The sequence below is a fragment of the Cohnella boryungensis genome (genome assembly GCF_042651945.1).
Taxonomy (GTDB): Bacteria; Bacillota; Bacilli; order Paenibacillales; family Paenibacillaceae; genus Cohnella; species Cohnella boryungensis.
Window position 1 is genome coordinate 108,123 of sequence record NZ_JBHSED010000070.1, and the last position, 25,536, is coordinate 133,658.

Annotated in this window: 24 protein-coding genes; 17 read left to right on the forward strand and 7 right to left on the reverse strand. The window is 55.6% G+C overall.

Annotation, left to right across the window (positions count from 1 at the left end):
• Positions 1 to 35: 35 nt before the first annotated feature.
• From ACFO1S_RS26500 to ACFO1S_RS26510, 3 genes are all read right to left on the reverse strand, one after another.
• Positions 36 to 1,529 (reverse strand): GGDEF domain-containing protein, encoded by a 1,494-nt coding sequence (locus ACFO1S_RS26500; protein WP_204604182.1) that lies wholly within the window; start codon positions 1,527 to 1,529, stop codon positions 36 to 38.
• 97 nt (positions 1,530 to 1,626) lie between these two features.
• A complete protein-coding gene (locus ACFO1S_RS26505) occupies positions 1,627 to 2,619 on the reverse strand; it encodes a lipoate--protein ligase (RefSeq protein ID WP_204604183.1) in 993 nt (330 codons plus the stop codon).
• A gap of 163 nt (positions 2,620 to 2,782) precedes the next feature.
• On the reverse strand, positions 2,783 to 3,289 hold the full coding sequence (locus tag ACFO1S_RS26510; protein WP_378127873.1) for an SRPBCC domain-containing protein: 507 nt from the start codon (positions 3,287 to 3,289) through the stop codon (positions 2,783 to 2,785).
• Between the two features lie 194 nt (positions 3,290 to 3,483).
• Between ACFO1S_RS26510 and ACFO1S_RS26515 the strand changes: the two genes are divergently transcribed.
• From ACFO1S_RS26515 to lspA, 3 genes are all read left to right on the forward strand, one after another.
• Positions 3,484 to 4,065, forward strand: a complete 582-nt coding sequence (locus tag ACFO1S_RS26515) for an SLOG family protein (RefSeq protein ID WP_204604184.1) — start codon at positions 3,484 to 3,486, stop codon at positions 4,063 to 4,065.
• 206 nt (positions 4,066 to 4,271) lie between these two features.
• Entirely contained in the window at positions 4,272 to 6,635 is a 2,364-nt protein-coding gene (locus tag ACFO1S_RS26520) for a carbohydrate-binding domain-containing protein (RefSeq protein WP_204604185.1), read from the forward strand.
• Positions 6,636 to 6,785: 150 nt separating this feature from the next.
• Positions 6,786 to 7,244: a signal peptidase II gene (gene lspA / locus ACFO1S_RS26525; protein ID WP_204604186.1), complete on the forward strand. Its 459-nt coding sequence runs from the start codon at positions 6,786 to 6,788 to the stop codon at positions 7,242 to 7,244.
• Between the two features lie 67 nt (positions 7,245 to 7,311).
• Here lspA and katA read toward each other — a convergent pair whose 3' ends face one another.
• Positions 7,312 to 8,769 (reverse strand): catalase, encoded by a 1,458-nt coding sequence (gene katA / locus ACFO1S_RS26530; RefSeq protein WP_204604187.1) that lies wholly within the window; start codon positions 8,767 to 8,769, stop codon positions 7,312 to 7,314.
• Positions 8,770 to 8,988: 219 nt separating this feature from the next.
• Between katA and ACFO1S_RS26535 the strand changes: the two genes are divergently transcribed.
• From ACFO1S_RS26535 to ACFO1S_RS26550, 4 genes are all read left to right on the forward strand, one after another.
• A complete protein-coding gene (locus tag ACFO1S_RS26535) occupies positions 8,989 to 9,588 on the forward strand; it encodes a P-loop nucleotide/nucleoside kinase family protein (protein ID WP_204604231.1) in 600 nt (199 codons plus the stop codon).
• 176 nt (positions 9,589 to 9,764) lie between these two features.
• The gene (locus tag ACFO1S_RS26540) at positions 9,765 to 10,400 is read left to right on the forward strand and encodes a YqaA family protein (RefSeq protein WP_204604188.1); all 636 of its coding nucleotides are present in this window, start codon (positions 9,765 to 9,767) and stop codon (positions 10,398 to 10,400) included.
• Between the two features lie 83 nt (positions 10,401 to 10,483).
• Entirely contained in the window at positions 10,484 to 10,690 is a 207-nt protein-coding gene (locus tag ACFO1S_RS26545; protein ID WP_204604189.1) for a hypothetical protein, read from the forward strand.
• A gap of 141 nt (positions 10,691 to 10,831) precedes the next feature.
• Positions 10,832 to 12,349, forward strand: coding sequence for a glycosyltransferase family 39 protein (locus ACFO1S_RS26550; RefSeq protein WP_204604190.1), 1,518 nt, complete (start codon positions 10,832 to 10,834; stop codon positions 12,347 to 12,349).
• Positions 12,350 to 12,434: 85 nt separating this feature from the next.
• Here the strand turns inward: ACFO1S_RS26550 and ACFO1S_RS26555 are convergent, their stop codons facing one another.
• On the reverse strand, positions 12,435 to 13,289 hold the full coding sequence (locus ACFO1S_RS26555) for an aldo/keto reductase (RefSeq protein WP_204604191.1): 855 nt from the start codon (positions 13,287 to 13,289) through the stop codon (positions 12,435 to 12,437).
• A gap of 213 nt (positions 13,290 to 13,502) precedes the next feature.
• On the opposite strand from ACFO1S_RS26555, the gene ACFO1S_RS26560 reads away from it, so the two are divergent.
• The 5 genes from ACFO1S_RS26560 (at position 13,503) to ACFO1S_RS26580 (ending at position 19,460) form a co-directional block, all read left to right on the forward strand.
• A complete protein-coding gene (locus tag ACFO1S_RS26560) occupies positions 13,503 to 14,717 on the forward strand; it encodes an ROK family transcriptional regulator (RefSeq protein ID WP_204604192.1) in 1,215 nt (404 codons plus the stop codon).
• Positions 14,704 to 15,657 carry an ROK family protein gene (locus ACFO1S_RS26565; RefSeq protein ID WP_204604193.1) on the forward strand — a complete coding sequence of 318 codons (954 nt, stop codon included), beginning with the start codon at positions 14,704 to 14,706 and terminating at the stop codon, positions 15,655 to 15,657. Before ACFO1S_RS26560 ends, ACFO1S_RS26565 begins: the two co-directional genes overlap by 14 nt.
• 364 nt (positions 15,658 to 16,021) lie before the next feature.
• Complete coding sequence (locus ACFO1S_RS26570) at positions 16,022 to 16,735, forward strand: polyphosphate polymerase domain-containing protein (protein ID WP_204604194.1); 714 nt, start codon at positions 16,022 to 16,024, stop codon at positions 16,733 to 16,735.
• A 1-nt stretch (position 16,736) separates the two neighbouring features.
• Complete coding sequence (locus tag ACFO1S_RS26575) at positions 16,737 to 17,438, forward strand: DUF4956 domain-containing protein (protein ID WP_204604195.1); 702 nt, start codon at positions 16,737 to 16,739, stop codon at positions 17,436 to 17,438.
• A 15-nt stretch (positions 17,439 to 17,453) separates the two neighbouring features.
• A complete protein-coding gene (locus ACFO1S_RS26580; protein WP_378127877.1) occupies positions 17,454 to 19,460 on the forward strand; it encodes a CotH kinase family protein in 2,007 nt (668 codons plus the stop codon).
• Positions 19,461 to 20,179: 719 nt separating this feature from the next.
• Here ACFO1S_RS26580 and ACFO1S_RS26585 read toward each other — a convergent pair.
• Entirely contained in the window at positions 20,180 to 21,256 is a 1,077-nt protein-coding gene (locus ACFO1S_RS26585) for a phosphodiester glycosidase family protein (RefSeq protein WP_204604196.1), read from the reverse strand.
• Entirely contained in the window at positions 21,253 to 21,693 is a 441-nt protein-coding gene (locus ACFO1S_RS26590) for a hypothetical protein (protein ID WP_204604197.1), read from the reverse strand. The genes ACFO1S_RS26585 and ACFO1S_RS26590 overlap by 4 nt, the downstream gene beginning before the upstream one ends.
• A gap of 273 nt (positions 21,694 to 21,966) precedes the next feature.
• Here ACFO1S_RS26590 and ACFO1S_RS26595 point away from each other — a divergent pair, with 273 nt between their 5' ends.
• From ACFO1S_RS26595 to ACFO1S_RS26615, 5 genes are all read left to right on the forward strand, one after another.
• Positions 21,967 to 22,830, forward strand: coding sequence for a DUF72 domain-containing protein (locus tag ACFO1S_RS26595; protein WP_204604198.1), 864 nt, complete (start codon positions 21,967 to 21,969; stop codon positions 22,828 to 22,830).
• A gap of 19 nt (positions 22,831 to 22,849) precedes the next feature.
• A complete protein-coding gene (locus ACFO1S_RS26600) occupies positions 22,850 to 23,836 on the forward strand; it encodes a Gfo/Idh/MocA family protein (RefSeq protein ID WP_204604199.1) in 987 nt (328 codons plus the stop codon).
• A 354-nt stretch (positions 23,837 to 24,190) separates the two neighbouring features.
• Positions 24,191 to 24,529 carry an ArsR/SmtB family transcription factor gene (locus ACFO1S_RS26605; RefSeq protein WP_204604200.1) on the forward strand — a complete coding sequence of 113 codons (339 nt, stop codon included), beginning with the start codon at positions 24,191 to 24,193 and terminating at the stop codon, positions 24,527 to 24,529.
• A gap of 28 nt (positions 24,530 to 24,557) precedes the next feature.
• The gene (locus ACFO1S_RS26610; protein WP_204604201.1) at positions 24,558 to 25,073 is read left to right on the forward strand and encodes an SRPBCC domain-containing protein; all 516 of its coding nucleotides are present in this window, start codon (positions 24,558 to 24,560) and stop codon (positions 25,071 to 25,073) included.
• 27 nt (positions 25,074 to 25,100) lie between these two features.
• Entirely contained in the window at positions 25,101 to 25,475 is a 375-nt protein-coding gene (locus tag ACFO1S_RS26615) for a VOC family protein (protein WP_204604233.1), read from the forward strand.
• Positions 25,476 to 25,536: the final 61 nt, after the last annotated feature.

Consider the following 25,536-nt stretch of genomic DNA (forward strand, 5'->3'; position numbering starts at 1 on the left):
GCGATTCCGGGGTTCAGCCGGAGTCGCCCTTATTGTTAATCGGAGCTGGAGGGGGGAGAGTAGAGAAAGTATCTGTTCTTGCCTTGCGCCTTGGATTCGTACATGGCGATATCGGCATTTTTGCATAGCTGCTGGGCATCCAACCCCGATTCGGACGCAAGGGCGATTCCGATGCTGACCGTAATTTCCCCTTGCAGAGAGCCGGCCCCGTCGTGGATCGACTGGGAAGCAAAGCTCAGAACTCTGGAGGCGGCGGCTATGGCTTCATCCGGCGTGGTCGAGGGCAGAAGCAGGACGAATTCGTCGCCCCCCAGCCGGAATGCGACATCGGACTTGCCGGCCGAGCGTTGAATTCCGCTCGCGATGCTGCGCAGCAGATGATCTCCCCGATCATGTCCGAGCCGATCGTTAACGGCCTTGAAATTGTCCAAATCAATCATCAGGAGCCCGACGCCGGCCGTTCTCTGCTCCTTCAATACGGAGGGCAGCATCTCCTCGAAGGCGGCCCGATTTTTCAAACCCGTCAGGCTGTCGTGAAAGGCCATATGCATCGGCTTGGCTACCCAGCGGGCGATGAGAAGGGATAAGCCCATGGCAATCAGGGATATCACGAGCAATTTAATGGCAAACATCCGGCGATTGTCTTTAAGCAGCTGCTGCAGGTTTTTCTCGTTATAGATGATTTCGACGACCTTGCTTCGCGTCGACCCGGCGTCGTACTTCGAGGCATAATTCACATATCGGTATACGGCGGGCTCGTTCTCCCACCTTCCGCGCCATTCGGTCGTTTCTCCGGAGGCCAGCGTGCGCTCGAAGGCGGATCTTCTTTCTCCCGTAATGGAATCGCTGCGAGCGGACGGGCCTCCAAGCGCCCAGCCGGCCGTGTTCAGGACATGAATTGCGTTAAAGGAAGGGTTGCTGCGGTTAAGCTCGTCGATAGTGTCAAAAAAGTTGAATTCCCGAAAAATGGCGTTATCGGAGAGCGAGAAGCCGAGCTGAATAATGTACTTTTTGTCCGCCGTCGCAAGATAGCTGTATTTTTTGAGCAAGCCGGTATTCTGCTCCAGATCGATGCCGTCGTGAAAAAATTCGCCGGAAGCCCGTCTCTCGTCCAGGATTTTCGCAAGCCTGCCGCAGCATTCGTTAAAATTCATGCCCCTGTCTTGTGGAAAGCTGCTGTAAGTGATGGTATTGCGTTCATCGATCATGTAAATATCGAAGCCAAGCGTCCGCTTGAGCGCCTCGAAATCCCATCCTTCAAGGTCCGGACTCCGCTCGTAGTTGCTCCTTAACGCATAAGAAGCCTTCTTCATGTCCTCCGCAGTGTCCTCGCCGAAGAGATAATAGGCTTTGTCGATCGTGTCTAACGCGCGAAGAATTTGCTTCTCGTTCAGTTCCAATTGCTCTTCCGTGTTCTGTATCATTTGCTTTCGCACTCGCAGATGGTCGGTCAGAACCAGCGTTGTCGATATCAGGAGAGAGAAGAGCAGCAGAGCGAGTGTCAGCTTAAGCCGGAATCGAGACTTCATCCTTGGGCACCTCTTGGAAGTATGCGATCATCGCCATGAAAATCCTGCAATGCGGAAGACGGACGGGCAGCCGCGCGTAAACGTCACGATGCGGAGGTTACAGCATCAAATCCAGCCATTGCTCCTTCGTAACAGGACCGCAGTAATAAGCAAGGTCGATTTCATCGAGCAGTTGGCTCAGCGCTGCCGCTTCATAGCGGGCGCCGACAAGCTTGGCCGTCAATTCCGAGCTGTCGCCCCGGCCGAAGAAATCGCCGTAGAGCGTCGCGTCGACAATTGCGCCGTCCTCGATCTGCAGCCGGAGGTCGAAGGTTCCTGCACCTTCGATCCGTTTGGTCTGCCGCACGTTAAAGGCGGGAGAACGGCCATAGTTCCATTCCCAGCTCCGGTAACGCTCGTCCGCCAGCTTGCGCACATTGGCCCAATCCGTGTCCGTCAGCTTATATTCGGGAATGACTTTCTCGCCTGCGAAGAGCGATGTGAGCAGATTTTCGCGGAATTGCTCGATGGTCATCGGTTTCTTCAGAAATTCCGCAATGTTCGCGACTCTGCTGCGAATGGACTTGGTCGCCTTGGAGCTGTATTTCTCCGCGTTGACCTTGAGGGCGGAGACGACATGCTCGATCTCGGAATCGAACAGCAGCGTACCATGACTGAACATTTTGCCCTTGGTCGAGAATTGCGCGTTGCCGGATATTTTCCGCTCTCCGACCTGCAGATCGTTGCGCCCGGTCAGCTCCGCATCGACGCCCAATGCGCGAAGCGCCGCTACGACCGGCTCGGTGAACTTCTTGAAGTTGTGGAACGACTGGCCGTCGTCCTTACGGATGAAGCTGAAATTCAAATTGCCGTGATCGTGGTACACCGCGCCTCCTCCGGAAAGTCTGCGCACGACATGGATGCCGTTGCGCTCTACGTATTCGGCATTGATCTCTTCCACGGTGTTCTGGTTTTTGCCAATGATGATCGACGGCTCGTTGATGTAGAACAGCAAGTAATCGTTCTCATCGGGAAGAGAACGCAATATGTACTCCTCAAGCGCCAGATTAAGCGTAGGGTCGGTGAGGTTCAGGTTGCTGACGAATTGCATGACGGTGACCTCCTTAATCGGATAGGAGAAGGAAATACCTTCGTATACTTCATTTTACATCGCGCCCTTCTTAATGTCACTCAATGTCGTATCCTGTCTCGACCAGACGAACAGGCCGCCGGATTGCTCCGACGGCCTGCGGGTCTAACTATAAAACGTTCGGTCAGCCGTTGATCGTGGCCAACAGGCGGGCGAGACTGTTCAGGGTTTCCGTGTAGCCTTGCTTCAAGCCCATCGCCAGCGTCTCTTGCAGCGCTTCTTCCGAAGCGAACTGGTAGCGGGTCGTCAGAAGCGTTCGTCCATCCTGCTCCTCGAAGGTCACGGTGACCAGTTGCTCGGGAATATCGTCCGTCACATTGCCGTCCTTGTCGGCGAATGTGCTCGTATAGACCAGCTTCTCCGGCGGGGAGATTTCGCGATACACGCTTCTGGCCCAATGCTCGGCTCCCTCGGCGGACCGCATACAGTAATGCCAGACGCCTCCGGGACGCAGGTCGATATTGCAAACGGGAATCGTATAGCCGCCGGGCGCCCACCACCTCGCCAGATGCTCCGGCTTCGTAAAGGCGGCGAATACAAGCGAGCGGGGAGCATCAAAGGCGCGCTCCATCACCAGCTCCTTCTCGCCGACTCTCGCCGCGACTGGCTGAATTTCGTTATTTTCGGTCACTAAAATTCCCTCCTTAAGATACAAGCTTGGTTAAGATACAAGCTTGGTATTTCTTCGAAATAAGTTTTCCTTCGAATTGAATATACCTTTGAAGGAATATTCCTGTCAAGGAAAACTAAGTGCAGCATTTGCGAACATGCTATAATTGTGTAATAGACATGGGAAGGGTAGGTATCCCCGGACAAGGAGCCTGAATGAAAAATTTACTGATTACCGGTTACCGGGCTCACGAGCTGGGCATTTTCGATCAGAAGCACAAAGGCATTCCGTATATCCGCAAAGCGATCGAGTCGCGGCTGCTTCCGCTGCTGGAGGAAGGGCTAGAGTGGGTCATTACCCCCGGTCAATACGGAGTCGATCTGTGGGCATGCGAGACGGTCATCGAGCTGAAGCGTCGATATCCGCTGCTGCGCTTGTCCATTCTGACGGCGTTCGCAGGGCAAGAGGAGAAATGGAAGGAGGATAAGCAGCAGTATTATCGCGAGATTGTCCAGGGCGTGGATTATTTCGCGAGCGTAAGCAAGCAGCCCTACAGCGGGGTATGGCAGTTCCAGGCCAGGGATGATTTGCTGCTTCGCAAAACGGACGGGATACTGCTCGTATATGACGAGGAAGCGGGAGATGGCAGTCCGAGATTCATGAAGGAGAAGGCTCTCCGCAAGCACACGGAGGAGGGCTACGTCTATATCAGCATCGGCGCGGAGGAAATTCAGAGTATCGCAAACGAAGAGTCCTACGAGCAATTTGAGCAAGGCGACGAATATCGACAAAATTAGCGCTTGCAATTGCGTTCCGACTGAATTACGTTTTAGAAAACGTCTTCTATAAGTCGAAGCGAGCAAAGGAGGGAATTGATATCGTTAGGCTTCACTCGCCGTTCATAATTATTCCCACATGAAAATGAAAGCGCTTGCTGTTTTGCGAGCCTCGCGGCTCAACCTCACACGGTCGTTAAACCTATGACGGAGGAGAGAAAGAGTACGTGAAACTGCGCTATAGACTGGGGGAGCTTGCCGGGCGAAAGCTGTCGGCTTTTATCCGCAGGCATTTCCCATATCAATCGGCTGCCGCCGCGCGGCGCGCCGTATGGAGAAGGGCGGAGCGCCGCGGCTATCGGCCGGACGAATCCGAAGCCGTGCATCCACATGTCATCGGCAATGCTAACGTGGATAGGCCTTCCAAGGCGGGCGAATTGCGAATTGTGCGGGAAAATGGGGTCGGAACGCTGTGCGGAGCGGACGGGAAGCCGATCCAGCTGAGAGGGATGAGTACGCACGGCCTGCACTGGTATCCGGCAATTGTGAACGATCATGCTTTTGAGGCGTTGGCCTCGGATTGGGAGGCTAACGTTATCCGACTTACGATGTACGTCGGAGAGAACGGGTACGCCTCAGATCCGGAAGCCAGCCTGCAGCGCGTCCTTGCGGGAATCGAGCTGGCGATTGCGAACGATCTGTATGTCATCGTCGACTGGCATGTGCATCTGCCCGGAGACCCGAATGCGGAGCTCTACAAGGGAGCGAGGGACTTCTTCGCTGAAATCTCCGGACGTTATCCGAACAACAAGCATCTTATCTACGAGCTGGCCAACGAGCCGAACAGCAATGCGCCGGGAATTCCGAACAATGCCGCAGGCTGGCGCGCCGTCAAGGCGTATGCCGAACCGCTCGTGGAGATGCTGAGAGCAAGCGGGAACGATAATCTGATTATCGTAGGAAGTCCGAACTGGAGCCAGCGTCCCGATCTTGCGGCGAACGATCCGATTCTGAATCTGAATACGGGGCTGCCGGATGCGAATACGGCCTACGCTTTGCACTTCTATGCGGGCACGCACCAGCCTTCCTACGGCAGCGGCAATCGGCAGAACGTCATGTGCAATGCCCGGTACGCGCTGAAGAGGGGCGTGGTGCTGTTCGTCACCGAGTGGGGAACCAGCATCGCAAGCGGACAGAAAGGGACGTATTTGCAAATGTCCGATGCGTGGCTGGATTTTCTGAATCGGCACCAAATCAGTTGGGTCAACTGGTCGCTCACGAACAAGAACGAGGCTTCGGCTGTATTTAAACCCTACGAGCTCGGGCGAAAGGAAGGCGTCCTTCTTGATCCGGGACCGGAGCGGAGATGGGAGCTCGCCGAGTTGACCGTCTCGGGGGAATATGTGAGAGCGCGGATGAAAGGAATTCGCTACGAGCCGATCGATCGTACGCTCCGGGAGAGCTATACAACTGCCTTATGGAGCTTTGACAAGGGGACGGCAGAGGTATTGCCGAGCCGGGATGTCGGCATGAACGGGCGGATTGCGATATCGAACGACAATGGCGCCTTGAAGCTGTCGCGAGAAGCGACCAGCGAGGAAGGCGCGGATTGCAATTATAGGGCAGAGGTGCGGCTGTCTCCCGGCAGTCCCGAGGACAGACCCGATATTCGGGGAGCGGAGCGCCTGACGCTGGATGTCCTAGTCGCGTCTCCGACGACGGTGGGCATAGCGGCCCTCCTGCAAAGCGCAGAGCCTGTCGGGAGCAGTCCGGCTAATGCCGTTCAGGTCGGGCCTTCCGAGTTCGTAAAGCAGCCGGACGGAGCGTATAAAGCCCGGCTTGCGATCACGAAGGACGATGCGCCCGGTCTGGCAATTGTTGCGGAGGAAGGGACGGGCGGCATACTGAGCGAGCTTGTCCTTTTCGTAGGCGCGGCGCAGGCCGAATGGGTAGCCTTGGACAATATTGCCGTAACGGGGAGCAGAGCGGTTGTCGACAGACCGGTAAGCCATGCTCCCCTCGGCCGTCCCAGCCTTCCCGCCGATTTCGCTAATTCGACCCGCGGCGGCTGGGACTGGGATGCCGAATCCGGCATTCGGACTTCTCTGGAAATCCAATATGCAGACGGTCATAAGACGATCTCCTGGGAAGCCGCATACCCGGACGTAAAGCCTTATGACGGATGGGCGTCGGCGGCGCGTCTGGTGCTTGGCGGGATCAACGCGGCCCGAGGGGGGAATCGGTACGTCTTTATGGAGCTGTACCTGAAGCCTGTCCGTGCCGGCAGGGGCCATATCGCGGTGCATCTGGCCTTTGCGCCTCCCGAGCTTAACTATTGGGCGCAGGCTGCGGAGAGCTGCAACATTGCCTTGGAGCGGCTGTCGCAGGGAGAGAAGACGGCGGACGGACTGTATCTGTACAAGCTCGCTTTTGATCTGGACAAGATCGGCGACGGCAAGAAGCTTGCTCCCGATACGGTGCTTCGCGATCTGATCGTGATCGTCGCCGATGTCGATTGCGATTTTATTGGAAGGATGTATATGAGCAACGTCAGATTCGGCCATGCCGAAGCTCCGGCAATCGCCATCTAACCCGTTCAGCCGTCGCATGCGGTCCTTAATCAGGCCGCGCGGCGGCTGATTTGCGCTCAAGACGGTTGACGACTGCGGCGCGCAAACGAAAGCGAAATGAGCTATACTTTACTTAGGCTGAGCGATAACGGACAAGAAGGAAGGTGCAGGATGCCCTTTTACATCATTGCAATTGTTGTCGTTGTATTGGACCAGCTGACGAAAGCCGCCGTTCGCATGCATATGGAGGTTGGCGAAACCTTATATTGCTGGGGAATCGAATTTACGCGCTATGAGAACAGCGGGATGGCAGGGAGTCTGCTGCAAGGCTACGGCAGGCTGTTCGGCATCGTGGCCGTGCTGTTTGTCATCGGGGTAACGTATTACCGCAAATACGGAGAAATGAAAGGCAAGCTGCTCGATTGCGCCTTCGGATTTCTTGTCGGGGGTGCCATCGGCAACGGCATAGATCGTCTTCTGTTCGGGCAGGTGACGGATTTTATCGTTCGCTCGGGAGGCATTCTTAACGTGGCCGACCATGCGATCGAGGCTGGGGCCTTGCTGTTCGTCGCATTCGCTCTCGTGCATTGGTTCAAGTCCGGCAGGGCGGCGAAACGCAGCGCCCCGTGAAATACGAACAGCCCGACATGGTCGGGCTGTTCGTATTTCAATTCTGTAGGCAAGCGAGGAGGGGCGGTCAATTCTCGGGTACGCTTAAGCCAAGCCCTTCCGCTACCCGCCTGCCGTACTCCGGATCGGCCTTATAGAAGTGGCCGATCTGCCGAAGCTTGATCTCGGCTTTCTCGACGGGCAACATGGCGCCGACGATGTTGCGAACGAGGCGCGCGCGCTCTTCCTCGCTTAACAGCCGGTACAAATCGCCCGCTTGGGTGTAGTGATCGTGGCTGTCGTAGTCGACGCTGTCGGCTTTGCCGGATACCTCGTATGCAGCCGGCTTGGCCGTCTCGGACTGCGCAGGGCCCCCGTAGCTGTTGGGCTCGTAATAGACGGAGCCTCCGCCGTTGCCGTCGGCACGCATTTGACCGTCGCGCTGGTAGTGGTTCACTTCCGATTGCGGCCGATTGATCGGTAGCGAATTATGGTTGGCGCCGACGCGGTAACGATGAGCGTCGGAATAGGCGAACAGGCGGCCCTGAAGCATTTTGTCGGGAGACGCCTCGATGCCCGGCACGAACGATCCCGGGGAGAACGTCGCTTGCTCGACCTCGGCGAAGTAATTGTCGGGATTGCGGTTGAGCACCATCTGTCCGACCTCGATCAGCGGATAGTCCTTCTGGGACCAGACCTTCGTAACGTCGAACGGATCGAACCGGTAGGTGTCGGCATCCTGAAGCGGCATGATCTGAACGTACAGCGTCCACGAAGGAAAATCCCCGGCCGCGATGGCGTTGAAGAGATCCTCGGTATGGTAGTCCGGATTCTCGCCGGCAAGCTTGGCCGCCACGTCGACATCCAAATTCCGGACGCCCTGATTCGTCTTGAAATGGTATTTCACCCAGACGGCCTCGCCGTGCGCATTGACCCATTTGAACGTGTGGCTGCCGAAGCCGTGCATATGCCGGAGAGTGGCGGGAATCCCCCGGTCGGACATCAGAATGGTCACCTGATGCAGGGATTCGGGAGATAGCGACCAGAAGTCCCATACGGCGTTCGGATTTTTCAGGTGGGTTTGGGGATGGCGCTTTTGCGTATGGATGAAGTCCGGGAACTTAATGGCGTCGCGGATGAAGAAGACAGGCGTATTGTTGCCGACCAGATCGTAATTTCCTTCGTCGGTATAGAATTTCACGGCGAAGCCGCGCGGATCGCGCACCGTGTCGGCCGAGCCCAGCTCGCCGGCCACCGTGGAGAAGCGAATGAACATGGGCGTGCGCTTGCCCGGCTTCGCCAAGAAGGAGGCTTTCGTATAGGAGGACAGATCGTTCGTCGCCTCGAAATAACCGTGCGCGCCTGCGCCTTTGGCGTGAACGACGCGCTCCGGCACACGCTCCCGATTGAAATGGGCGAGCTTCTCCAAGAGGTGCACGTCCTGAATGAGCGTAGGGCCGCGCGAGCCGGCCGTCATGGAGTTCTGGTTGTCTCCGACTGGAGCGCCCCAGCTGGTCGTCAATTTGTTGTGCGGTGAGTGTGTCATCGAATCACTCCTGATTTAGAATTAATCTAAATATAATAATAACGCCCAGAAATAAATAATCAATACTATTTTAGAATTATTATAATTTAATAATGATTTGATTGTAGTTCGTAATCGCAGGAGCTGAGGAAGATGAGCCGTATTCCAGCCTATGGGCTTGTTCGCCGGAATATACTTGCGGCTGCCGCAACATTTTCAAACAAGACGGGAGCATTCGATATGGCCAAGCTGGTTTTCTTTGTCGGAGGGGCGGGAGCGGGCAAAACAACGTTGGCCAAGGCGTTGGCCTCCAAGCGCCGCGCAGTCGTACTGGATATGGATACGCTGCTTCGACCGGCGGCGGTCGCGCTCATGACGCTCGCCGGACTCGATCCCGATGATCGGGATTCGCCGGAGTACAAGCGGCTTTGCCGCGATCTAGGGTATCGCATCACTATGGATGCTGCATGGGAGAATATCGGGGTGGGTAACGATACGTTCGTCATCGGTCCTTTTACGAAAGAAACGGACGATCCGGACTGGATAGAGAGGGAACTGGCCCGCAGCGGCGTGCCCGCGTCCGAGGTGGAAACGAAGCTCGTGCTCGTACATCTGCCAAGCCAGGAGGCCTACCGCCAACGGATTGAGCACAGGTCTACGGCAATAGACCTATGGAAGCTGGACAATTGGTCGGAATTCAGCCGTTCTCTGGCGCCCAGAACGCCGAAGTGGAGACTGCCCGCCTCGTGCATGCTCAGATACGACAATTCCCGGCCGTTTGATGAAACGCAGCTTTCTCTTCTGGAGGCATTCGTGTACGAGGAGCGGGATCGCGAATGAATCCTGCGATTTTTCGAGAAGAATGGGCAACCTTTACTGGGAAAAATACGGACTTTAGTCTAATATGAAACTAGACCTCAACAAATTGAGTATATAGTCATATGGAGTTAGCATGTAACCTAGGAGGAGAACATCTTAAATCGATAAACAGATCGTTTGGATAGGAGCAGTCATCTATGTTTCATGACATTATCGACGCTTTGATGGAATTCGGCATTTGGGGACTCTTCATACACTCTTTCGTCGATGCGGTCTTCTTTCCAATCCCGGCTTTTTTCTTGCAGGTGCCCTTAAGCTTGCTGGATCCGTCGAATGCGCTGTGGCTGGCTACTGTCGGCTATATTGCTTGTTTGCTTGGAACGCCGTTCGGATACCTCATTGGCAAGCTGCTCGGGCATTCCGTGCTTAACAAGCTGCTCAAAAAATCGTGGGTAGACGCGGCGACGCGGATGTTCAAGAAAAGCGGGGAAGCGGCCATATTGGTCGGCTCGTTCACGCCTATCCCCTTCAAGGTGTTTACGATTTTGTCCGGTTGCTTGAATTTCCCGCTATGGAGGCTGCTTATCTACGCAGCGGTAGGCCGCGCGGTGAAGTTTTATGCGGTAGGCCTGCTGTTCTATTACTATGGTCGTACGGCTGAGGGCATGGTGAAGGATGTTTCCCTCTACATCGCCGCAATCGCCATTCCTGTAGTCGTCATCTTTTTGCTGGTAAAGCGCAAGTACGGCAAGAAAAAGGAAAATCCAGAAGAGCTGCCCGTCGCCCCTAGTGAATCGGACCAACCGTTATCGGAGGAGCCGCGACGGGGATGAGCGATAGGGTACGGAAGGGCTGTCATAAGGGGCTCCGGATGTTGTAGAATAGACGGGAAGAGCCATAGATGGGGTGAATTTGGATGAGCGACAAAGATAGGAGCCCGGGCGATGCCGGCACGGGAGAAGCGAGCAAGCCGAGTCAGGCCGAGGCGATCAAGCGCATTCTTGAGCGAAAGAAGCAGGCCCAGCGTCAAGGCGGCAATTCCGCTTATTCCACTCAAACGAAACAAATGAAAACTCAAATCCATAAAGTGCAGAACAACCAGAAACGGCGCACGGGGGTTTAAGAGAACGGCCCGGGCCTGCGCAGAGGAGAATACCGGAGGGCTGCTCTATTCGGGCGCGCCTTCCGCATGAAGTGGAAGCTCCGATACAGGAGCTTCTTTTTTTGTTCATGATCAGAAGGGCGGAGAGGAGGCAACGATAAAATGAATGAAAAGCTGCCGGGGCCGACAGCCGTCGGGAGGCTACTCCTCTGGTGCGGCTTCGTGTTTTTTGCCGGGATCGTCCTGTTCTCGCTTGGCGCAAGCCTTACGAGAATGAACAACTTTGAGCCGGTTGTCGGGATAGCGCTGGGCATGACTCTGATGTTGATCCTGGGCTATCGCGCGCTGAATCGTCCGGCTTGGCGGCCAAGCTTTCCGGTATTTCTAATGATTGGCGCTTTCGGCTTGCGGGCGGCCTGGGTATGGATCACGCCTACGCAGCCGACTTCGGACTTCAAGATGATGTATGATTCTGCCGTTAAAGCGGCGGCGGGAGACTTCTCGTTCGCGGCTATGGATTATTATATCCGCTGGGTTTATCAGCTGGGTTATACGCTGTATCAGGGGGGAGTCGTCCGGCTGTTCGGGGAATCGCTGCTGCCGCTGAAGCTGGCCAACGCGGTGTGCGAGACGCTGACCGTGTGGCTCGTCTATCGGATGACGGCCAGCATGTTCGGAGAGACGAGCGGACGGATTGCGGGCTTGCTGTATGCGATCTACCTGCCGAACATCCTGATGTGCTCGGTGCTGACGAACCAGCATCTCTCCACGCTGTTTTTTGCGGCCGGATGCGCGGCAGCCGTAGCGCCTCGAAGAAGAAGCGGGATCGGAGGCGTGATCGCGGCGGCGCTTTGCTTCGCGCTTGGCTCCGCGTTTCGGCCGATGGGCGCTTTCTATGTTGCGGTATTTTTGATTTTTCTAGGGCTGCATGAAGCGGCGAGAAAGCGGAAGGAGGGGAGCGGCTCCTTCCGGAAGAGATTGGCCGTGAAAGGGACCGCCTTCGTAGCCGCCTATTTTCTCGCGCAGCAGCTCATTGCCTATTCGCTGATCGCTTCGGGGGTTACGGAGCTGAAGCTGCATGCCGGCCGGGAGCCGTATTGGAAGTTCATGGTCGGCCTGAACGCGGAATCGAATGGGCAATGGAACGCGAAGGACGCGAACCATGTCCTTGCCTTTCCATTGGGACCGGAGAGAGACCAGGTCGAGCGGGATATTCTGCTGGAGAGATTAGCCGACCCGCTGGAGATCGCGGCGCTAATGGTGAAAAAATGGGTCTTAATGTGGGCCGGTCCGGACGATTCGATTTATTGGAGCCTCGGGACGGTGGCGCATTCCTCGGACTGGAACATTCGCTTGGCTACAGTGGAGCGCGCTCAGTACGTCGTCTATGCTTTCTTCGGCAGCTTGGCAATGCTTGCTCTGCTTCTCCGGCGGCATGGCGGCAATGGAACCGGGGCCAGCGGCTTTGTCCCGGCGATGTATCTGCCAATGCTGGTGCTGCTCGCTTATGCAGCTTTGCATGGGCTCATCGAGATTCAAATCCGGTATCGGCTGGACGTCATGCCTTTCATGATTGCGCTTGCCGGCTTCGGCTGCGCGTGCGCGGGACATTGGTTTTCCACGAAGCGATCCTCCGCAATCGGCAGCAAGGCGGGGAATCCGCCCTCTGTCTCCGTCTAGCGAAACGGGAATAAACGGGAATAAGAAAGCTCCGCTTAACGGCTTGCAAGCCGCTAAACGGAGCTTTTGGCATAGGAAAAGGGCTTTAGAAATTAAAATTGTCCGGGTCCGCGCCAACCCGTTCGTTTTTGTTCAAATTGTCGATCAGGCTCATGTCCTCCGCGCTTAGCTCGAAGCCGAACAGATCGGCGTTCTGGATAATGCGCGGTTCTTGAATCGATTTCGGAATTGTGACGATGCCGCTTTGCAGATTCCAGCGCAAAACAATCTGGGCCGTCGTTCGGCCATATTTGGCGGCGAGGGACTGGATGACCGCATCGTTCAGCACGCGACCTTGAGCGAGCGGAGACCAGGCCTCGATCTGAATGCCTTTGGCCTGCGCGTACTCGCGCAGCTCGACCTGCGACAAGTAAGGATGAAGCTCCACCTGATCCACGGCCGGAATGAATTCCGCGTCCTCCAGTATATCCTCCAGATGATGGACGTGGAAGTTGCTGACTCCGATTGCGCGGACCTTGCCCGACTTGTAGAGCTGCTCCAGCGCTTTCCAGGTTTCTTTGTATTTTCCTTTGACGGGCCAGTGGACGAGATAGAGATCCAGGTAGTCGAGGCCCAGCTTCTTCAAGCTAAGGTCGAATGCGTCCAAGGTCGTCTGGAAGCCCTGATCGGCATTCCATACTTTCGAGGTGACGAAGATGTCCTCCCTCGGCACGGAATATTGTTGAATCGCTTCGGCCAAAGCTTGTCCGACGCCTTCCTCGTTCTTATAGACGGCGGCGGTATCGATGCTCCGATAGCCGTGCTTGATTGCGGTTTTTACGGAATCGATGACTTCCCGGCCTTCTTGTACCTTGAACACGCCGAGTCCGAACCACGGCATCTGAACGCCGTTGTTCAGCTTCACTGAATCTTGCAGATGTTGGGCAACCGTTGGGCTCATTTACATGCTCCTTTCGAATGCATAGCGTATTAAACAGATCAGACGGGGAATAAGACGATTATTCCTATCGCTTATTATAGAGCAATTGCTTCCCCGGTTCAAAAGCGACGGAAAAGACTTGTTCCCGGCCTTCCCATGCGGCTATAATAATCTTGAGATAATTATTTCAGTGAGTGAAATAATTCTGGGGAAAACCGGAGGGATGTCCTTATCGTGCGCTTGAAAGCGAATTTGCAGCTGATGAAAGAGATGAATCTGGCCACCGTCCTGCACCTGATCCACCGCGAGGGACGCCTCACTAGGGCCGAGCTGACGAAGCGAACGGGCTTCAGTCCGGCGACGGTGTCCGCCTTGGTAGAAGAGCTTATTGGGAGCGGCTACGTGCAGGAGGTTGGGGAGAAACCCTCGGCTGGAGCGGGACGGAAGGCCATCTCGCTGCAAATCGACAAGAATGGAGGCTGCGTCGCGGGGGTTGCCCTGGGCAAAGCGGAAATGGTTTGCACGGTGTTGAATCTGTATGGCGAGCCCGTCGCGGAGTATAGAACGCCTTATCGTCCGAATGACGAGCCTCTGGCGCAGCAAGTGCAGGCGGCGATCAAGAGCTGCATGCAACGGGTCGAGACCGTGAACCCGGCGCGGCTGAAAGGCATCGGCGTCTCCGTGCCCGGGATTGTCGACGAAAACGGGAAGACGGTGCTTTTCTCCAGCACGCTGCGGCTTGCCCAATTAAAGCTGGGAGAAGCGGTCGAAGCCGGCTTCCCGGGCGTTCCGGTCCGGATCGTCAACGATGCCAATGCCGCCGCTTTTGCGGAGCATTATTCGGGAGCGGGCAAGGATAAGGAGAGCCTGATTTATTTTACGATTCACGAAGGGGTCGGCGCGGGCATCATCGTACGCTCGCAGGTGCATTCGGGCTTTCGCGGAGGAGCCGGGGAGCTGGGCCATCTTGTCGTCGATCCGCAGGGCGAGCGCTGCAATTGCGGCCAACGAGGCTGCCTGGAGACCGTGCTGACCCGTCCGTATATTCTGGCGGATTGCCAAAGGAAGGCCGTAGAACAAGGCGTGAAGGCTCCCGGAGATTTCGAAGAGCTGCTTGTCCGCTATGAACGGGGCGAGCCGTGGCTGGAGCCGATCTTCGAACGGATCCTGCATGAGACGCTCCGAATGATCGCCGTTTCGGTCAGCCTCGCCAGTCCGGAGGTCGTCGTTCTCGCAGGCTGGCTTAATCGCTCCGCGAAGCTTACGAGTCGGCTTCGGGAGGCGCTGGATGCTTCTCCGTTCCCGCTGAGGTTCACGAGCGACAGGGTTCTGACGGCCAAGTACGGAGAGCAGGCGGCTTTGCGCGGAGCGGCGACCTTGATGCTTCATGATCTATTTCGCGCACCTGATCTGGGTGGGCCTGGAGGTTATTCGAATGGAGAAAAATAAGGTGTATGCCGGGATCGATCTGGGCGGCACGAAAATTCTTGCGGTCGTACTGAACGAGCAAGGCGCTGTCGTCAATCAGGCAGAGACTCCGACGCAAGCGCAGGAGGGCTCCGAGGCCGTTATCTCGAAGATCATCGGCTTGCTGCGGGATTGCTTGTCTTCATCCCATCAGTTGGAAAGTATCGGCGTTGCGACTGCGGGCACGTTAAACGCGCGCGACGGCATTGTCGCCTATGCTTCGAATCTGGGCTGGAGCGACGTCCCTCTCGGCAAGCGGCTGGAGGAGGCGTTCGGGGTTTCGGTTAATCTGGAGAACGACGCCAACGCGGCCGCCTACGGCGAATGGGCGGTCGGCGCGGGCAAGGGAACGCAGCATTGCGTTTATGTCACCGTATCCACCGGAATCGGAGCAGGCATCATCAGCTCCGGCCGATTAATTCGCGGCAGAGACAACAGCGCCGGCGAGTTGGGCCATATTACCGTCGATATGAACGGACCCCGCTGCCTATGCGGCAATGTCGGCTGCCTGGAGCTATACGCCTCCGGTACGGCGATCGGCCGAAGGGCGGCAGAGCTGGCTGCCGCATATCCGGCCAAGGCTTCGGCGCTGCTGGCGAAAGCGGCCGGGGGCGCAATGACGTCCCGCCACGCGGCGGAAGCGGCGACGGAGGGAGACGAGCTGGCCCTGCAAGCCCTCAGAGAGGCGGGGAGCGCTCTGGGCAACGGACTGGTCAGCATCATTCATGTTATGAATCCCGAGGTCATCGTGATCGGCGGGGGAGCGGCGGGGATCGGCGCGCCGTTGCTGGAGCCGATGAAGGAAGCGCTCGCCGATCGGGGCATCTCGTCCATGACGACGGGCGTTCGCTTCGCCAGCCCGATCCTGGGCAAGGAAGCGGGCGCGATCGGAGCGGCACTGCTGGTTGCGGACCAGCGCTAGCGGAAGATCCGGGAAAGGCTGCGTCAATGTCGTATATTCGACATTGATGCGGCCTTTTTTTGTTGGCCTCCTTCATCCTCATCCGATCGCGCGATACAAAACGTGTGCCGCCGTGCATAAGGCCGGGGGAGCCGTTTTTACTTGAACGATCAGACAGGAAAAGAATAAGACCTCCTTCATCCTCATCCGATCGCGCGATACAAAACGTGTGCCGCCGTGCCCAAGGCCGGCGAAGCCGTTTTTACTTGTTTTCAGCAAATCCTCAGCCCCGGTTCAGGTGCGTTTCATTAAATCTTAAGCAGATCATCATTAACGCTGTGTAAAGTGGTATCCGTAACGAAGAACGGACGGAGGGGGCATGGCTTTGAATGCCGGACTGAAATACCGCCACGAGCTCAAGTATTACATGAACCGGGGCCAATACGAGGTAATGAAGCGGCAGCTGAGAGGGCTCCTCGCGCAGGACAAGCATGCGGGCGCTTCGGGCGATTACCACATCCGAAGCCTGTACTTCGACGACATCGACAACAAGGCGCTGCACGAGAAGCTGGCCGGGGTACGGGATCGCGAGAAGTATCGGATTCGCATCTACAATCGCTCGGACAAGGTCATTCATCTGGAGAAAAAAATCAAGTTCAACGATTACGTCTCCAAGGTGAAGGAATCGTTAAGCCGGGAGCTGTACGATTCGATCATGGCGGGGAATTACGAGCCGCTGCACGATCCTTCGCGGCCGCTGCTGGCGGAGTTTTATTATCAGCTGAAAAACAGGCTGCTGCGGCCCAGGGTTATCGTCGACTATGAACGAGAGGCATACGTATGCGGCGCAGGCAATGTGCGGATTACGTTCGACAAGCAGCTGCGTACTGGCTTGAATCAGGTTGATATTTTCAATCCCGGACTGGCGACGATTCGCGCCTTCGATGACGATATCACCGTTTTCGAAGTGAAGTTCGACGAATATTTGCCCGAATACGTGCGCACGGCCATCCAAACCGGAGGGCTGGTCAGACAATCCAATTCCAAGTACGTCATATGCCGCAAGCTGATTAAATTCAATTCCTGGGAGGACCAATAACATGGATACGAATACGGAATCGAAAACCACCTTCACCGACGTCATCAAGAAGTCGGTGCTCGACAACTTCTCGACGGACATCGACTTGAGCAAAATCCTCATTACGCTGCTCATTTCTTTTTTTGTCGGCTTGTTTATTTACGTGCTGTATAGACGAATCTTCAGCGGCATTCTTTATTCGAAGAGCTTTAACGTGTCGCTGATCGGAATGACGCTCATTACGTCCATGGTCATCATTGCGATCAACTCGAATCTTGTACTGTCCCTCGGGATGGTGGGCGCGCTCAGTATCGTAAGGTTCAGGACGCCGATCAAGGACCCGACGGATCTGATCTTCCTTTTCTGGGCTGCGGCCGCCGGCATCGTGACAGGCGCGGGCTTCTATTCGCTGGCGATTGTCGGCTCGGCCATCGTGGGGCTTGTGCTGTTCGTCTTCGTGAAAAAGGCGACGTTCGAGACGCCGTACCTGATGGTCGTAAACTGCGACGGCGACGGGAGCGAGCAGGCGCTCGTCAAGAGCCTGCATAGCCTCGTGAAGCGATATAACGTAAAACAGAAGACGGTGACTCCCGGCAATATCGAGATGACGCTGGAGGTTCGTCTGCAGGGGCAAGAAACGCAGTTCGTCAACCAGATTGCAGAGCTCAGCGGGGTCAAGAATGCCGTGCTTATCAGCTACAGCGGCGATTATGTATCTCAATAACGGAAGGTGAGGAGTATGAGCTCTAAGGCCTATTTTCCCATGCTGGTCAGCTTCTTCGCCCTGGTGCTGGTCAGCGCTGTCCTCTGGGATGCCAGCGCTCCGGGAAGAGGGACATACCTGTTGTCCGTTTCCGCCGCAGGCGAAGAGAACGGGCTGGATCGGGAAGTGTTTCCGAAGGATAAGGTGGTCGACGTGAAGATAACGATCGACGAGGCCGACTTCCATGCGATGCTGGACAATGCTTCCGCCGAGGAAATGCACATGGCCTCGGTCGAATACAACGGAATCAAGCTCGACAATATCGGCATCCGCACGAAGGGCAACCTTTCGCTGCGCAGCGTCGTGAGCTCCGATTCGGACCGCTACAGCTTCAAGCTGAGCTTCGATGAATACATTTCGAGCCAGACGCTGCAGGGCATCAGCAAAATCAATTTGAACAACAACTACAGCGACGCGACTTATATGCACGAGTTTCTGACCTACGAGCTGGCGGAGGAGATGGGGCTTCCCACTCCCAAGTATTCATACGTGAACGTATACGTCAACGGCGAGCTGTGGGGCTTCTATCTGGCGATCGAGCAGGTCGGCGACGCTTACTTGGAGCGCAACTTCAGCAACGTATACGGTGCGTTGTACAAGGCGGAATTCGGAGGCGGCTTCGGCGGCGGAGGGAATGGGGCCGGCGCGGGAGGCCGCTCGTCGGGCGGCGGCGACCTCGTCTGGCAGGGCGACGATCTCGATTCTTACCCGAGCCTGGTGCAGAAGTCGAAAAAATCCAATGGCGACGTCCTGATCGACATGCTCGATGAATTGAACAACGGGACGGATTACGAGCGGGTGCTAGACGTCAACAATGCTTTGCAGTATATCGCGTTGAATGCGGTATTGGTGAATATGGACAGCTATCTGGGCTCGAATCAGCAAAACTATTATTTGTACGAGGATGACGGCGTTTTTTCGGTGTTGCCGTGGGACTACAATATGTCGTTTGGCGGGATGGGCGGTGGCATGGGCGGCGGCTCGGAGCAGATCATGATCGACGAGCCGACCCAAGGGGCGCTCGCGGAGCGGCCGCTCGCCGCCAAGCTGCTGGCAGTCGATGCGTATAAAGAGAAGTATCATGAAATCATTCGCGAGATGGTTGAAGGGTATTTGTCGGACGAGGCCTTCGCCAGTCGGGTGGGCGAGCTTCAGGAGATGATTTCGCCTTACGTGCAGTCGGACCCTAGGCCGTTTTACAGCTATTCGCAGTACGAGAGCGCGATCCCCGAGCTGTTGTCGTTCACGCAAAGCCGAGTCGCCAACGTGGCCGGACAGCTGGACGGCACCATCGCCTCCTCTGGGGACGGTAGCGGCAGCGGAGGCGGCATGGGAGGCGGCATGGGAGGAGGAAGAGGAGGCTTCGGCGGTTTTGGCGGGATGCAGGGGCAGAACCGCGTACAGGGGCTCCAGGACGAAGGTGCTTCAGGTCAAGGCTCGGAGCAGGGCGCGCGGCAGCCGCAGATTCCGGAAGGGCAGGCGAATCGGCAAGTGTCGCGAAGCGGCGGAGAAGTGGCCGCTTCTCAAGGGGGGATCGTGCTGGCCGCCGATACGAGCGGTGCCGCAACGAATCGGAACGGGGACGGACAGCAAGTCCCGCCGAATGGACAGGAAGGGCAAGCTCCCGAAGGTCGTAACGGCGCCGGTTCCGGCGGCAGAGGCGGTCAGGCGCCCAACGGCCAGACCGTCCCGGGCCAGAACGGCCAAGGCCAGAACGACGAGGGGATGAACGGCCAAGCTCAGAACGGTCAAGGCCAGAACGGCTTCGGCGGTCCGGGCGAAGGAGGAGGATTCCCCGGTGGGCAGGGCGGCTTCGATCGCGGGCCAGGCGGCTTCGGAGGCATGCCGGGCATGGGCACAGGCACAGCTTCCAATACGCAAGAGGCTGGAAGCTATAAGGCTGCGGCGACGACGGGGATCGCGCTTGTCGTTCTTCTACTGGCGGGCTTATTCATCGCATTGTACAAACGCAAGCGGCTCTAGCTGGACCAATAAAAGCCTAACTACGGAGCTGTTCCATAAGTGAACTTATGAGCAGCTCTTGCTTTTCTCACTCTATTAAGCTTTTAACGGGGTTGTATCTCCTTCGTATTCAGGTCAGCCAGATATTTCTGGTTGGCCTATTTTTATAGGCATTCTATGATGGCGGTAGCCGGGAGAACGCGTGTCTCCTTGGGGAGATTACCCCGTACCGGAATCAGTTCTCCCACTACTTCCAATGACCATGTTTGGGCGGGTTGGGGCTTGAGACCTCGTATAACAAGCGATGATATGGGTTTGGAACCATTGTGGGATTGCCGGCTATATTCACACTAGGAGGAGATGAGGCGGGACTTTACACAAAATTATTGACAGACCCTGGAGATCTGAGCATGGATAAATTATAAAACCAAATTCCGTTAGTTTGGCTTTGCAGCACTATTCCGCTCCTCACCTTCTCCGTGCGGGCAGTTAGTTTGGCTTTGCAACACTATTCTGCTCCTCACCTCCTCAGTGCGGGCAGTTAGTTCTACTTTGCATCACTATTCCGCTCCATTTTCCTTCGAAGTTCTACTAAATATGAAAGCAAAACTTCGGCTGCCTATCTTTTTTGGTGCCTTAAACAGGTGGAAAAATAAAAAATAGAAAATGAATGCCGATTCTGCCACATACGCAAAGAAGGAGATTTCCTATCGGATCTCCTTCTTTGCGTATGTACAGGTTTACTTGAAAAACAAAAAATTCGTCGGCAGCTTACGAAGCTGGCCGTCGGAGGGTTGATTGATGACGCGGCCGTTCCAGACGAGCGAGGTTGAGCCGCCGCCGTCGAGATTGTAGCCGTTAACCGCCCCGTAGCGCTGCAGCAGAATCTGCATCTCGGCGAGCGTCGCGCCGGAGCTGCCTTGCTCGTTGTAGCCGTCGACGACCAGGAACAGCAGCTGATCGTCCTTGTAGTTCGCGATTACCGTGCGGGGAGCGCGCTTCGGGCTTGTCTGCCATTTGGACGGAATTTCCGTCTTGCGCCCGTTCTGGAGCAGCACGGGCACGAAGGAGGCTCCGAACTTGGGGCTTTGCGCATCCAATTGCGATTTGTCCGTGTACTTGCCGCCGATCAGCTTGTTGCTCTGGCTCAGGCCGACGAAGAACAAATCCTTGAAGGTGGCCTGAAACCCGCTGACATAGTCGCCGTTCACGATCGTAGTGCTCAGCGGATAACGCTTGCCCCCGCTGTCCGCGAAGCCGCCGCCGTTCACGCCGATGGCCGCATTCGTGCGCTTGACGGCTTCGAGCGTCGTCTCCGAGCCGCCGTTCTCGTCCTTGCCGAGCACAAGCTGCATGGCGTCGTCTTGCTTCAGCTTGATTTTCAGCGCGTAGGAACGGAAGTTTTGGGTATTCACATAAAACAATTGCGCTTGAAGCCGATCCGACTGAATCGTAGAGGCGGGCTTGCCCAGCTTCGCCGTAATGCGCCGATCGTAGATAAGATGCGGCCTTGCGGCTTGCTTGGAGGCTATAGCGGCAATCTGGTTCATGTCGGCATTGGTTTTGTTGTATAGCGAGATTTGCTTGCGGATCGATTGCCCGGTTCCTTGCGCCAAGACTTCAGCGTGATCCAGCCCCTCCAGCGATTGCACGGCAGCCGCGTCCAGATCGACCGAATGGACGGAGGGACTCGGATAGGCCTCCTCTGACAGCTTCAGCGCGACCGTGTCCGAGAGCATCCAGATCAGCAGGCCAAGGAATGGAGTGCAGGCCAGCAGAAGCGTTCGGTTAAACAAGCGAATGGAGGCTGCGCTCATTTCAGCACGTCCAAATTGCGCTTAAGCTCGTTCAACTGTTTCTTGACCTCCGCGAGCTGCGTGTACAGCTTGTTGCTATTGTCTGTCTTGGAATCCGCGTTATCCTTGGCGAACGTCAGCAGCTCGTTTAAGGTTTGAATTTTGCTTTCCATCTGGGTCAGCTGCTCTTTGTAGTCGTTCTCCATCCAGGTCATCCGCGCATCGTAATCCTTCTGCATAGCGGCAATCTGACCGGCGGTCTGGCGTTCCAAATCAGCGGATACCTGCTCCTGTATACGATCGGAGTACCATTTGGCCCCGGTGATCCCGCCCGCGATCAGGATAAGCCATAATAGGGCAAAAAAGAGCATGGCGCCCCGGCGCTTCCGTCTGGGCGCTCTCTCCGGATAAGTGTCGTGTTGTACGGTTTGCGTCGTTTCCAGTCCGGTTTCTCTCATTTTCTCTACTTCCTACACCTCTCTTGTTGTCCATTGACATCCGCAGACATCAGATTAACTTGTCGAAATAAGAACGCAGGACAAGCGATAAAGTTGCACCTGTCATGGGATTGTAACATACTTTTCGGCGCTGCTGGCATGCGGGTTCCTATCCATCTTTTACAAGACTGAATCCTGCTTCGCAGATCGGCGAACACTTGCTGCGAGCGGCGGAAAGCAGTAGACTCGACGTTAAGACCTGTTGAAGCGCTAACGGAAGAAGGAGGCGTCGCGATGATTGCCGTCGGATTGGCAGGATGGGGAGATCACGACTCGCTGTATCCGGGCAGGACGGCGGCCAAGGACAAGCTGAAGGCTTATGCCGGGCAATTCTCCGTCGTGGAGATGGACAGCTCGTTCTACGCGGTGCAGCCGCCGGACCGAATGGCTCGTTATGCGGAGGAAACCCCTGCGGGGTTCCGATTTGTCGTGAAAGCCTATCAAGGGATGACCGGGCATTTGCGGGGCAAGCCTTATTACGAGAAGGACAGCGAGATGTACAGCGCTTTTCGGGACAGCCTCGCGCCGCTTCGGGAGGCCGGCAAGCTTGCGGCCGCCTTATTCCAATATCCGCCCTGGTTCGACTGCACGCTGGAGAACGTCCGCCTGCTGCGCGAGACGAAGAAGCGAATGGAAGGTTTTCCGTGCGCGATCGAGTTCCGGCACCAAAGCTGGTTCGAGGCCGAGTACAGGGAGAAAACGCTGGCCTTCATGAGAGACGCGGGCTGGATTCATAGCGTCTGCGACGAGCCGCAGGCGGGGATCGGATCGGTTCCGGTCGTTCCCGTGGCGACAACGGCGGATTTGACACTTGTTCGGATGCACGGGAGAAATGTTGGCGGGTGGAATCAGAGCGGCAACGCGAATTGGCGAGAGGTTCGGTACTTATACGATTACAGTCTGGACGAGCTGTCCGAATGGCAAGAGAGGGTAAGAGGGCTGCTCGGGCAATGCTCGGCCGTCGCCGTCATCTTCAATAACAATTCCGGCGGCCATGCGGCGGGCAACGCCAAGCAGTTCATGAAGCTTCTCGGGCTGCCGGTTCAAGAGCCGCCGCTCGAAGAGCATCCGGAACAGCTGGATTTGTTTAATTTATAGCGAGAAGGGGCGTTCATGCATGCTGAGATTCGGAATAGTAGGAACCAATTGGATTACGGAAGATTTTATAGATGCGGCAAGATCGGTCGAAGAGATCGGATTGGCCGCAGTATATTCCCGAACGCATGAGACGGGGCAGAGCTTCGCGAATAAGCACGGCATCCCCAAAGTATATACGAGCCTGGAGCAGTTCGCCGCCGATCCGGAGCTGGATGCGGTCTACATTGCGAGTCCGAATTCCTTGCACGCCGAGCAAGCGATCCTCTGCATGAATCAGGGCAAGCACGTGCTGTGCGAGAAGCCGCTCGCTTCCAACGCACAAGAGGTTCGGCGGATGACGGGTGCGGCTAAGGCTAACGACGTTCTGCTGCTGGAGGCGATGAAATCGACCTTTACGCCGAATTTCCTGGCGATTCGCGACAATCTGCATAAGATCGGAACGGTGCGGCGCTATTCCGGGAGCTATTGCCAATACTCCTCGCGCTACGACAAGTACAAACAAGGGGAGCTGCCTAATGCGTTTAATCCGGCATTCTCCAACGGCGCTTTGATGGATCTTGGCGTATATTGCCTCTATCCGCTGGTCGTTCTCTTCGGCGCTCCTCGAACGGTCCAGGCGAGCGCATTCCTGCTGTCTTCCGGCGCCGATGGCGGAGGCAGCTTGCTGCTGGGCTACGAGGGAATGGATGCGATCGTCCATTATTCGAAAATCGTGGATTCCCAGGCGAACACCGAAATCCAGGGAGAGAACGGGACCCTCGTCTTTGATAAAATCAGCCGGCCGGACAAGGCGTACATTCGTTACCGGGACGGTTCGATCGAGGATTTGACGCAGCCGCAGCACTCTAACGCGATGTATTACGAAGTACGCGAGTTCGCGGAGCTCTTGAGGAGCGGCCGGCGGGAATCCGACATGAACACCTACGATGTTTCCTTGAAGGTGATCGAAGTCATGGATGAAGCGCGCAGACAGACGGGGATCGTCTACCCTGCCGATAAGGAATAGAGCTTCATCGTTAATTGAATTAATCCAGTCTATAGCCACCTATTTAGAAGCAAATTAGAATTAATTGCTCTATTTAGGGGGTTTTATTTACGATACAGGCTTTATAAGTTTCACGTTTATCCTTCTCTGAATCGTCTCCGCAAAGCTTCTCCGGCTGTCGGAGGACGACGAAGGCGTTTTTTCTTGTTAAGCGATCTACGGCGTCAGCATGAAGCGACAAGAGAATTCCTAAGTTCTTTTTCATATTCCTTGACGGGAATATTCCCTTTTGTGTATATTATAAACATAGGATGAAAACAATCCTGATTCAAGGAGATGATTAAATAAGGAATCGACAGAGGTGAGTAACCTGTCATGAAAAGGTCCGAAATGGACATAACAACGCTGAGCGCTTTGGCTGAACCAAATCGTATGAATATCGTCCAACTGTTGCGCGACGGTCCTCTGACCGTGGGTGAAATCGCCGATCGTCTAGGGCTTCGTCAACCGCAAGCGTCGAAGCATTTGAAGGTACTTAGCGATAGCGGAATCGTAGAAGCGCAAGTCGATGCGAACCGCCGGATCTATAAGCTCCGGTCTGAGCCCTTCCAAGCGATGGATTATTGGGTGCAGTCGTTCCGGCACATTATGGAAGACCGCCTGGAGAGCTTGGACAATTACTTGCGCGAGCTGCAGAATAAGAAACAACGATAATCTCATTGAAGCAGGAGGAGGATTAACAATGTCTAACAACGCAATGGTTTCGAGAGTAGAGAACGATCGAGTGCTGGTGCTGGAACGCGTATTCGATGCGCCGCGCGACCTTGTATTTCAAATGTTCAAGGAAGCCGAGCATCTCAAGCGTTGGTGGGGACCGAAAGGCTGGGAGGTTCCTGCGTGCGCCATTGATTTCCGTCCGGACGGCGTGTGGCACTACTGCATGAAGTGCGTCGATCGGAATCAAGGTCAATTTTACGGCATGGAATCGTGGGGGAAAGGCATCTATAAAGAAATTGTCGAGCCGGAGAAAATCGTCTACAACGATTACTTCTCGGATGCCGAAGGAAATATAAACGAGTCCCTGCCAGCGACCCTGACCACGTTGGAGTTTATCGATCTGGGCGGCAAGACCAAATTGATTAACCGATCCGAATATGTGTCTGCCGAGGCCCTTAAAACCGTTATGGACATGGGCATGATGCAAGGAATCACCGAAACATGGGATCGCTTGGACGAGCTGTTGGAGTCGCTTAAGTAAAGTATTCCAAACGAGGAGTGTTTAATGATGATTAACAAAATTGGCCAAGTGATGTTGTACGTGAATAACCAAGACGAATCCAGAGATTATTGGACGGAAAAACTAGGCTTCGAGGTCATTGCGGAAGAAACCAATGGTCCGATGAGATGGATTGAAGTCGCGCCTAAGGGTGCAGCGACCAGTATTGTTCTTCATAGTAAAGAGCTCGTTGCCAAGATGAATCCCGGTATGAATCTCGGAACGCCATCTATCATGTATTACACGGATAATTTCGATGAGCTGTACAGCGATCTGAAGAACAAAAGCATTAAGGTCGGAGAAATTGTGGAGCTTCCCTCCGGCAGAGTCTTTAACTTCGCGGATAATGAAGAAAATTACTTTGCGGTCATGGAAAAGAAATAAGACGGTTCAACAAATTACGGCGGCAGTCTAGGACTTTATTGTCCATGGCTCCCGCCGTTTT

Coding starts and splice junctions, on each gene's coding strand:
- ACFO1S_RS26505 (WP_204604183.1), bottom strand. CDS start 2,619: ATGCAATTCGTCAGCAACCTGAACCTCACCGACCCTACGCTTAATCTG.
- ACFO1S_RS26590 (WP_204604197.1), bottom strand. CDS start 21,693: ATGAGAGAAACCGGACTGGAAACGACGCAAACCGTACAACACGACACT.
- ACFO1S_RS26500 (WP_204604182.1), bottom strand. CDS start 1,529: ATGAAGTCTCGATTCCGGCTTAAGCTGACACTCGCTCTGCTGCTCTTC.
- ACFO1S_RS26565 (WP_204604193.1), top strand. CDS start 14,704: ATGGAGAAAAATAAGGTGTATGCCGGGATCGATCTGGGCGGCACGAAA.
- ACFO1S_RS26605 (WP_204604200.1), top strand. CDS start 24,191: ATGAAAAGGTCCGAAATGGACATAACAACGCTGAGCGCTTTGGCTGAA.
- ACFO1S_RS26545 (WP_204604189.1), top strand. CDS start 10,484: ATGAGCGACAAAGATAGGAGCCCGGGCGATGCCGGCACGGGAGAAGCG.
- ACFO1S_RS26550 (WP_204604190.1), top strand. CDS start 10,832: ATGAATGAAAAGCTGCCGGGGCCGACAGCCGTCGGGAGGCTACTCCTC.
- ACFO1S_RS26535 (WP_204604231.1), top strand. CDS start 8,989: ATGGCCAAGCTGGTTTTCTTTGTCGGAGGGGCGGGAGCGGGCAAAACA.
- ACFO1S_RS26555 (WP_204604191.1), bottom strand. CDS start 13,289: ATGAGCCCAACGGTTGCCCAACATCTGCAAGATTCAGTGAAGCTGAAC.
- ACFO1S_RS26515 (WP_204604184.1), top strand. CDS start 3,484: ATGAAAAATTTACTGATTACCGGTTACCGGGCTCACGAGCTGGGCATT.
- ACFO1S_RS26615 (WP_204604233.1), top strand. CDS start 25,101: ATGATTAACAAAATTGGCCAAGTGATGTTGTACGTGAATAACCAAGAC.
- ACFO1S_RS26580 (WP_378127877.1), top strand. CDS start 17,454: ATGAGCTCTAAGGCCTATTTTCCCATGCTGGTCAGCTTCTTCGCCCTG.
- katA (WP_204604187.1), bottom strand. CDS start 8,769: ATGACACACTCACCGCACAACAAATTGACGACCAGCTGGGGCGCTCCA.
- lspA (WP_204604186.1), top strand. CDS start 6,786: ATGCCCTTTTACATCATTGCAATTGTTGTCGTTGTATTGGACCAGCTG.
- ACFO1S_RS26585 (WP_204604196.1), bottom strand. CDS start 21,256: ATGAGCGCAGCCTCCATTCGCTTGTTTAACCGAACGCTTCTGCTGGCC.
- ACFO1S_RS26595 (WP_204604198.1), top strand. CDS start 21,967: ATGATTGCCGTCGGATTGGCAGGATGGGGAGATCACGACTCGCTGTAT.
- ACFO1S_RS26575 (WP_204604195.1), top strand. CDS start 16,737: ATGGATACGAATACGGAATCGAAAACCACCTTCACCGACGTCATCAAG.
- ACFO1S_RS26600 (WP_204604199.1), top strand. CDS start 22,850: ATGCTGAGATTCGGAATAGTAGGAACCAATTGGATTACGGAAGATTTT.
- ACFO1S_RS26610 (WP_204604201.1), top strand. CDS start 24,558: ATGTCTAACAACGCAATGGTTTCGAGAGTAGAGAACGATCGAGTGCTG.
- ACFO1S_RS26540 (WP_204604188.1), top strand. CDS start 9,765: ATGTTTCATGACATTATCGACGCTTTGATGGAATTCGGCATTTGGGGA.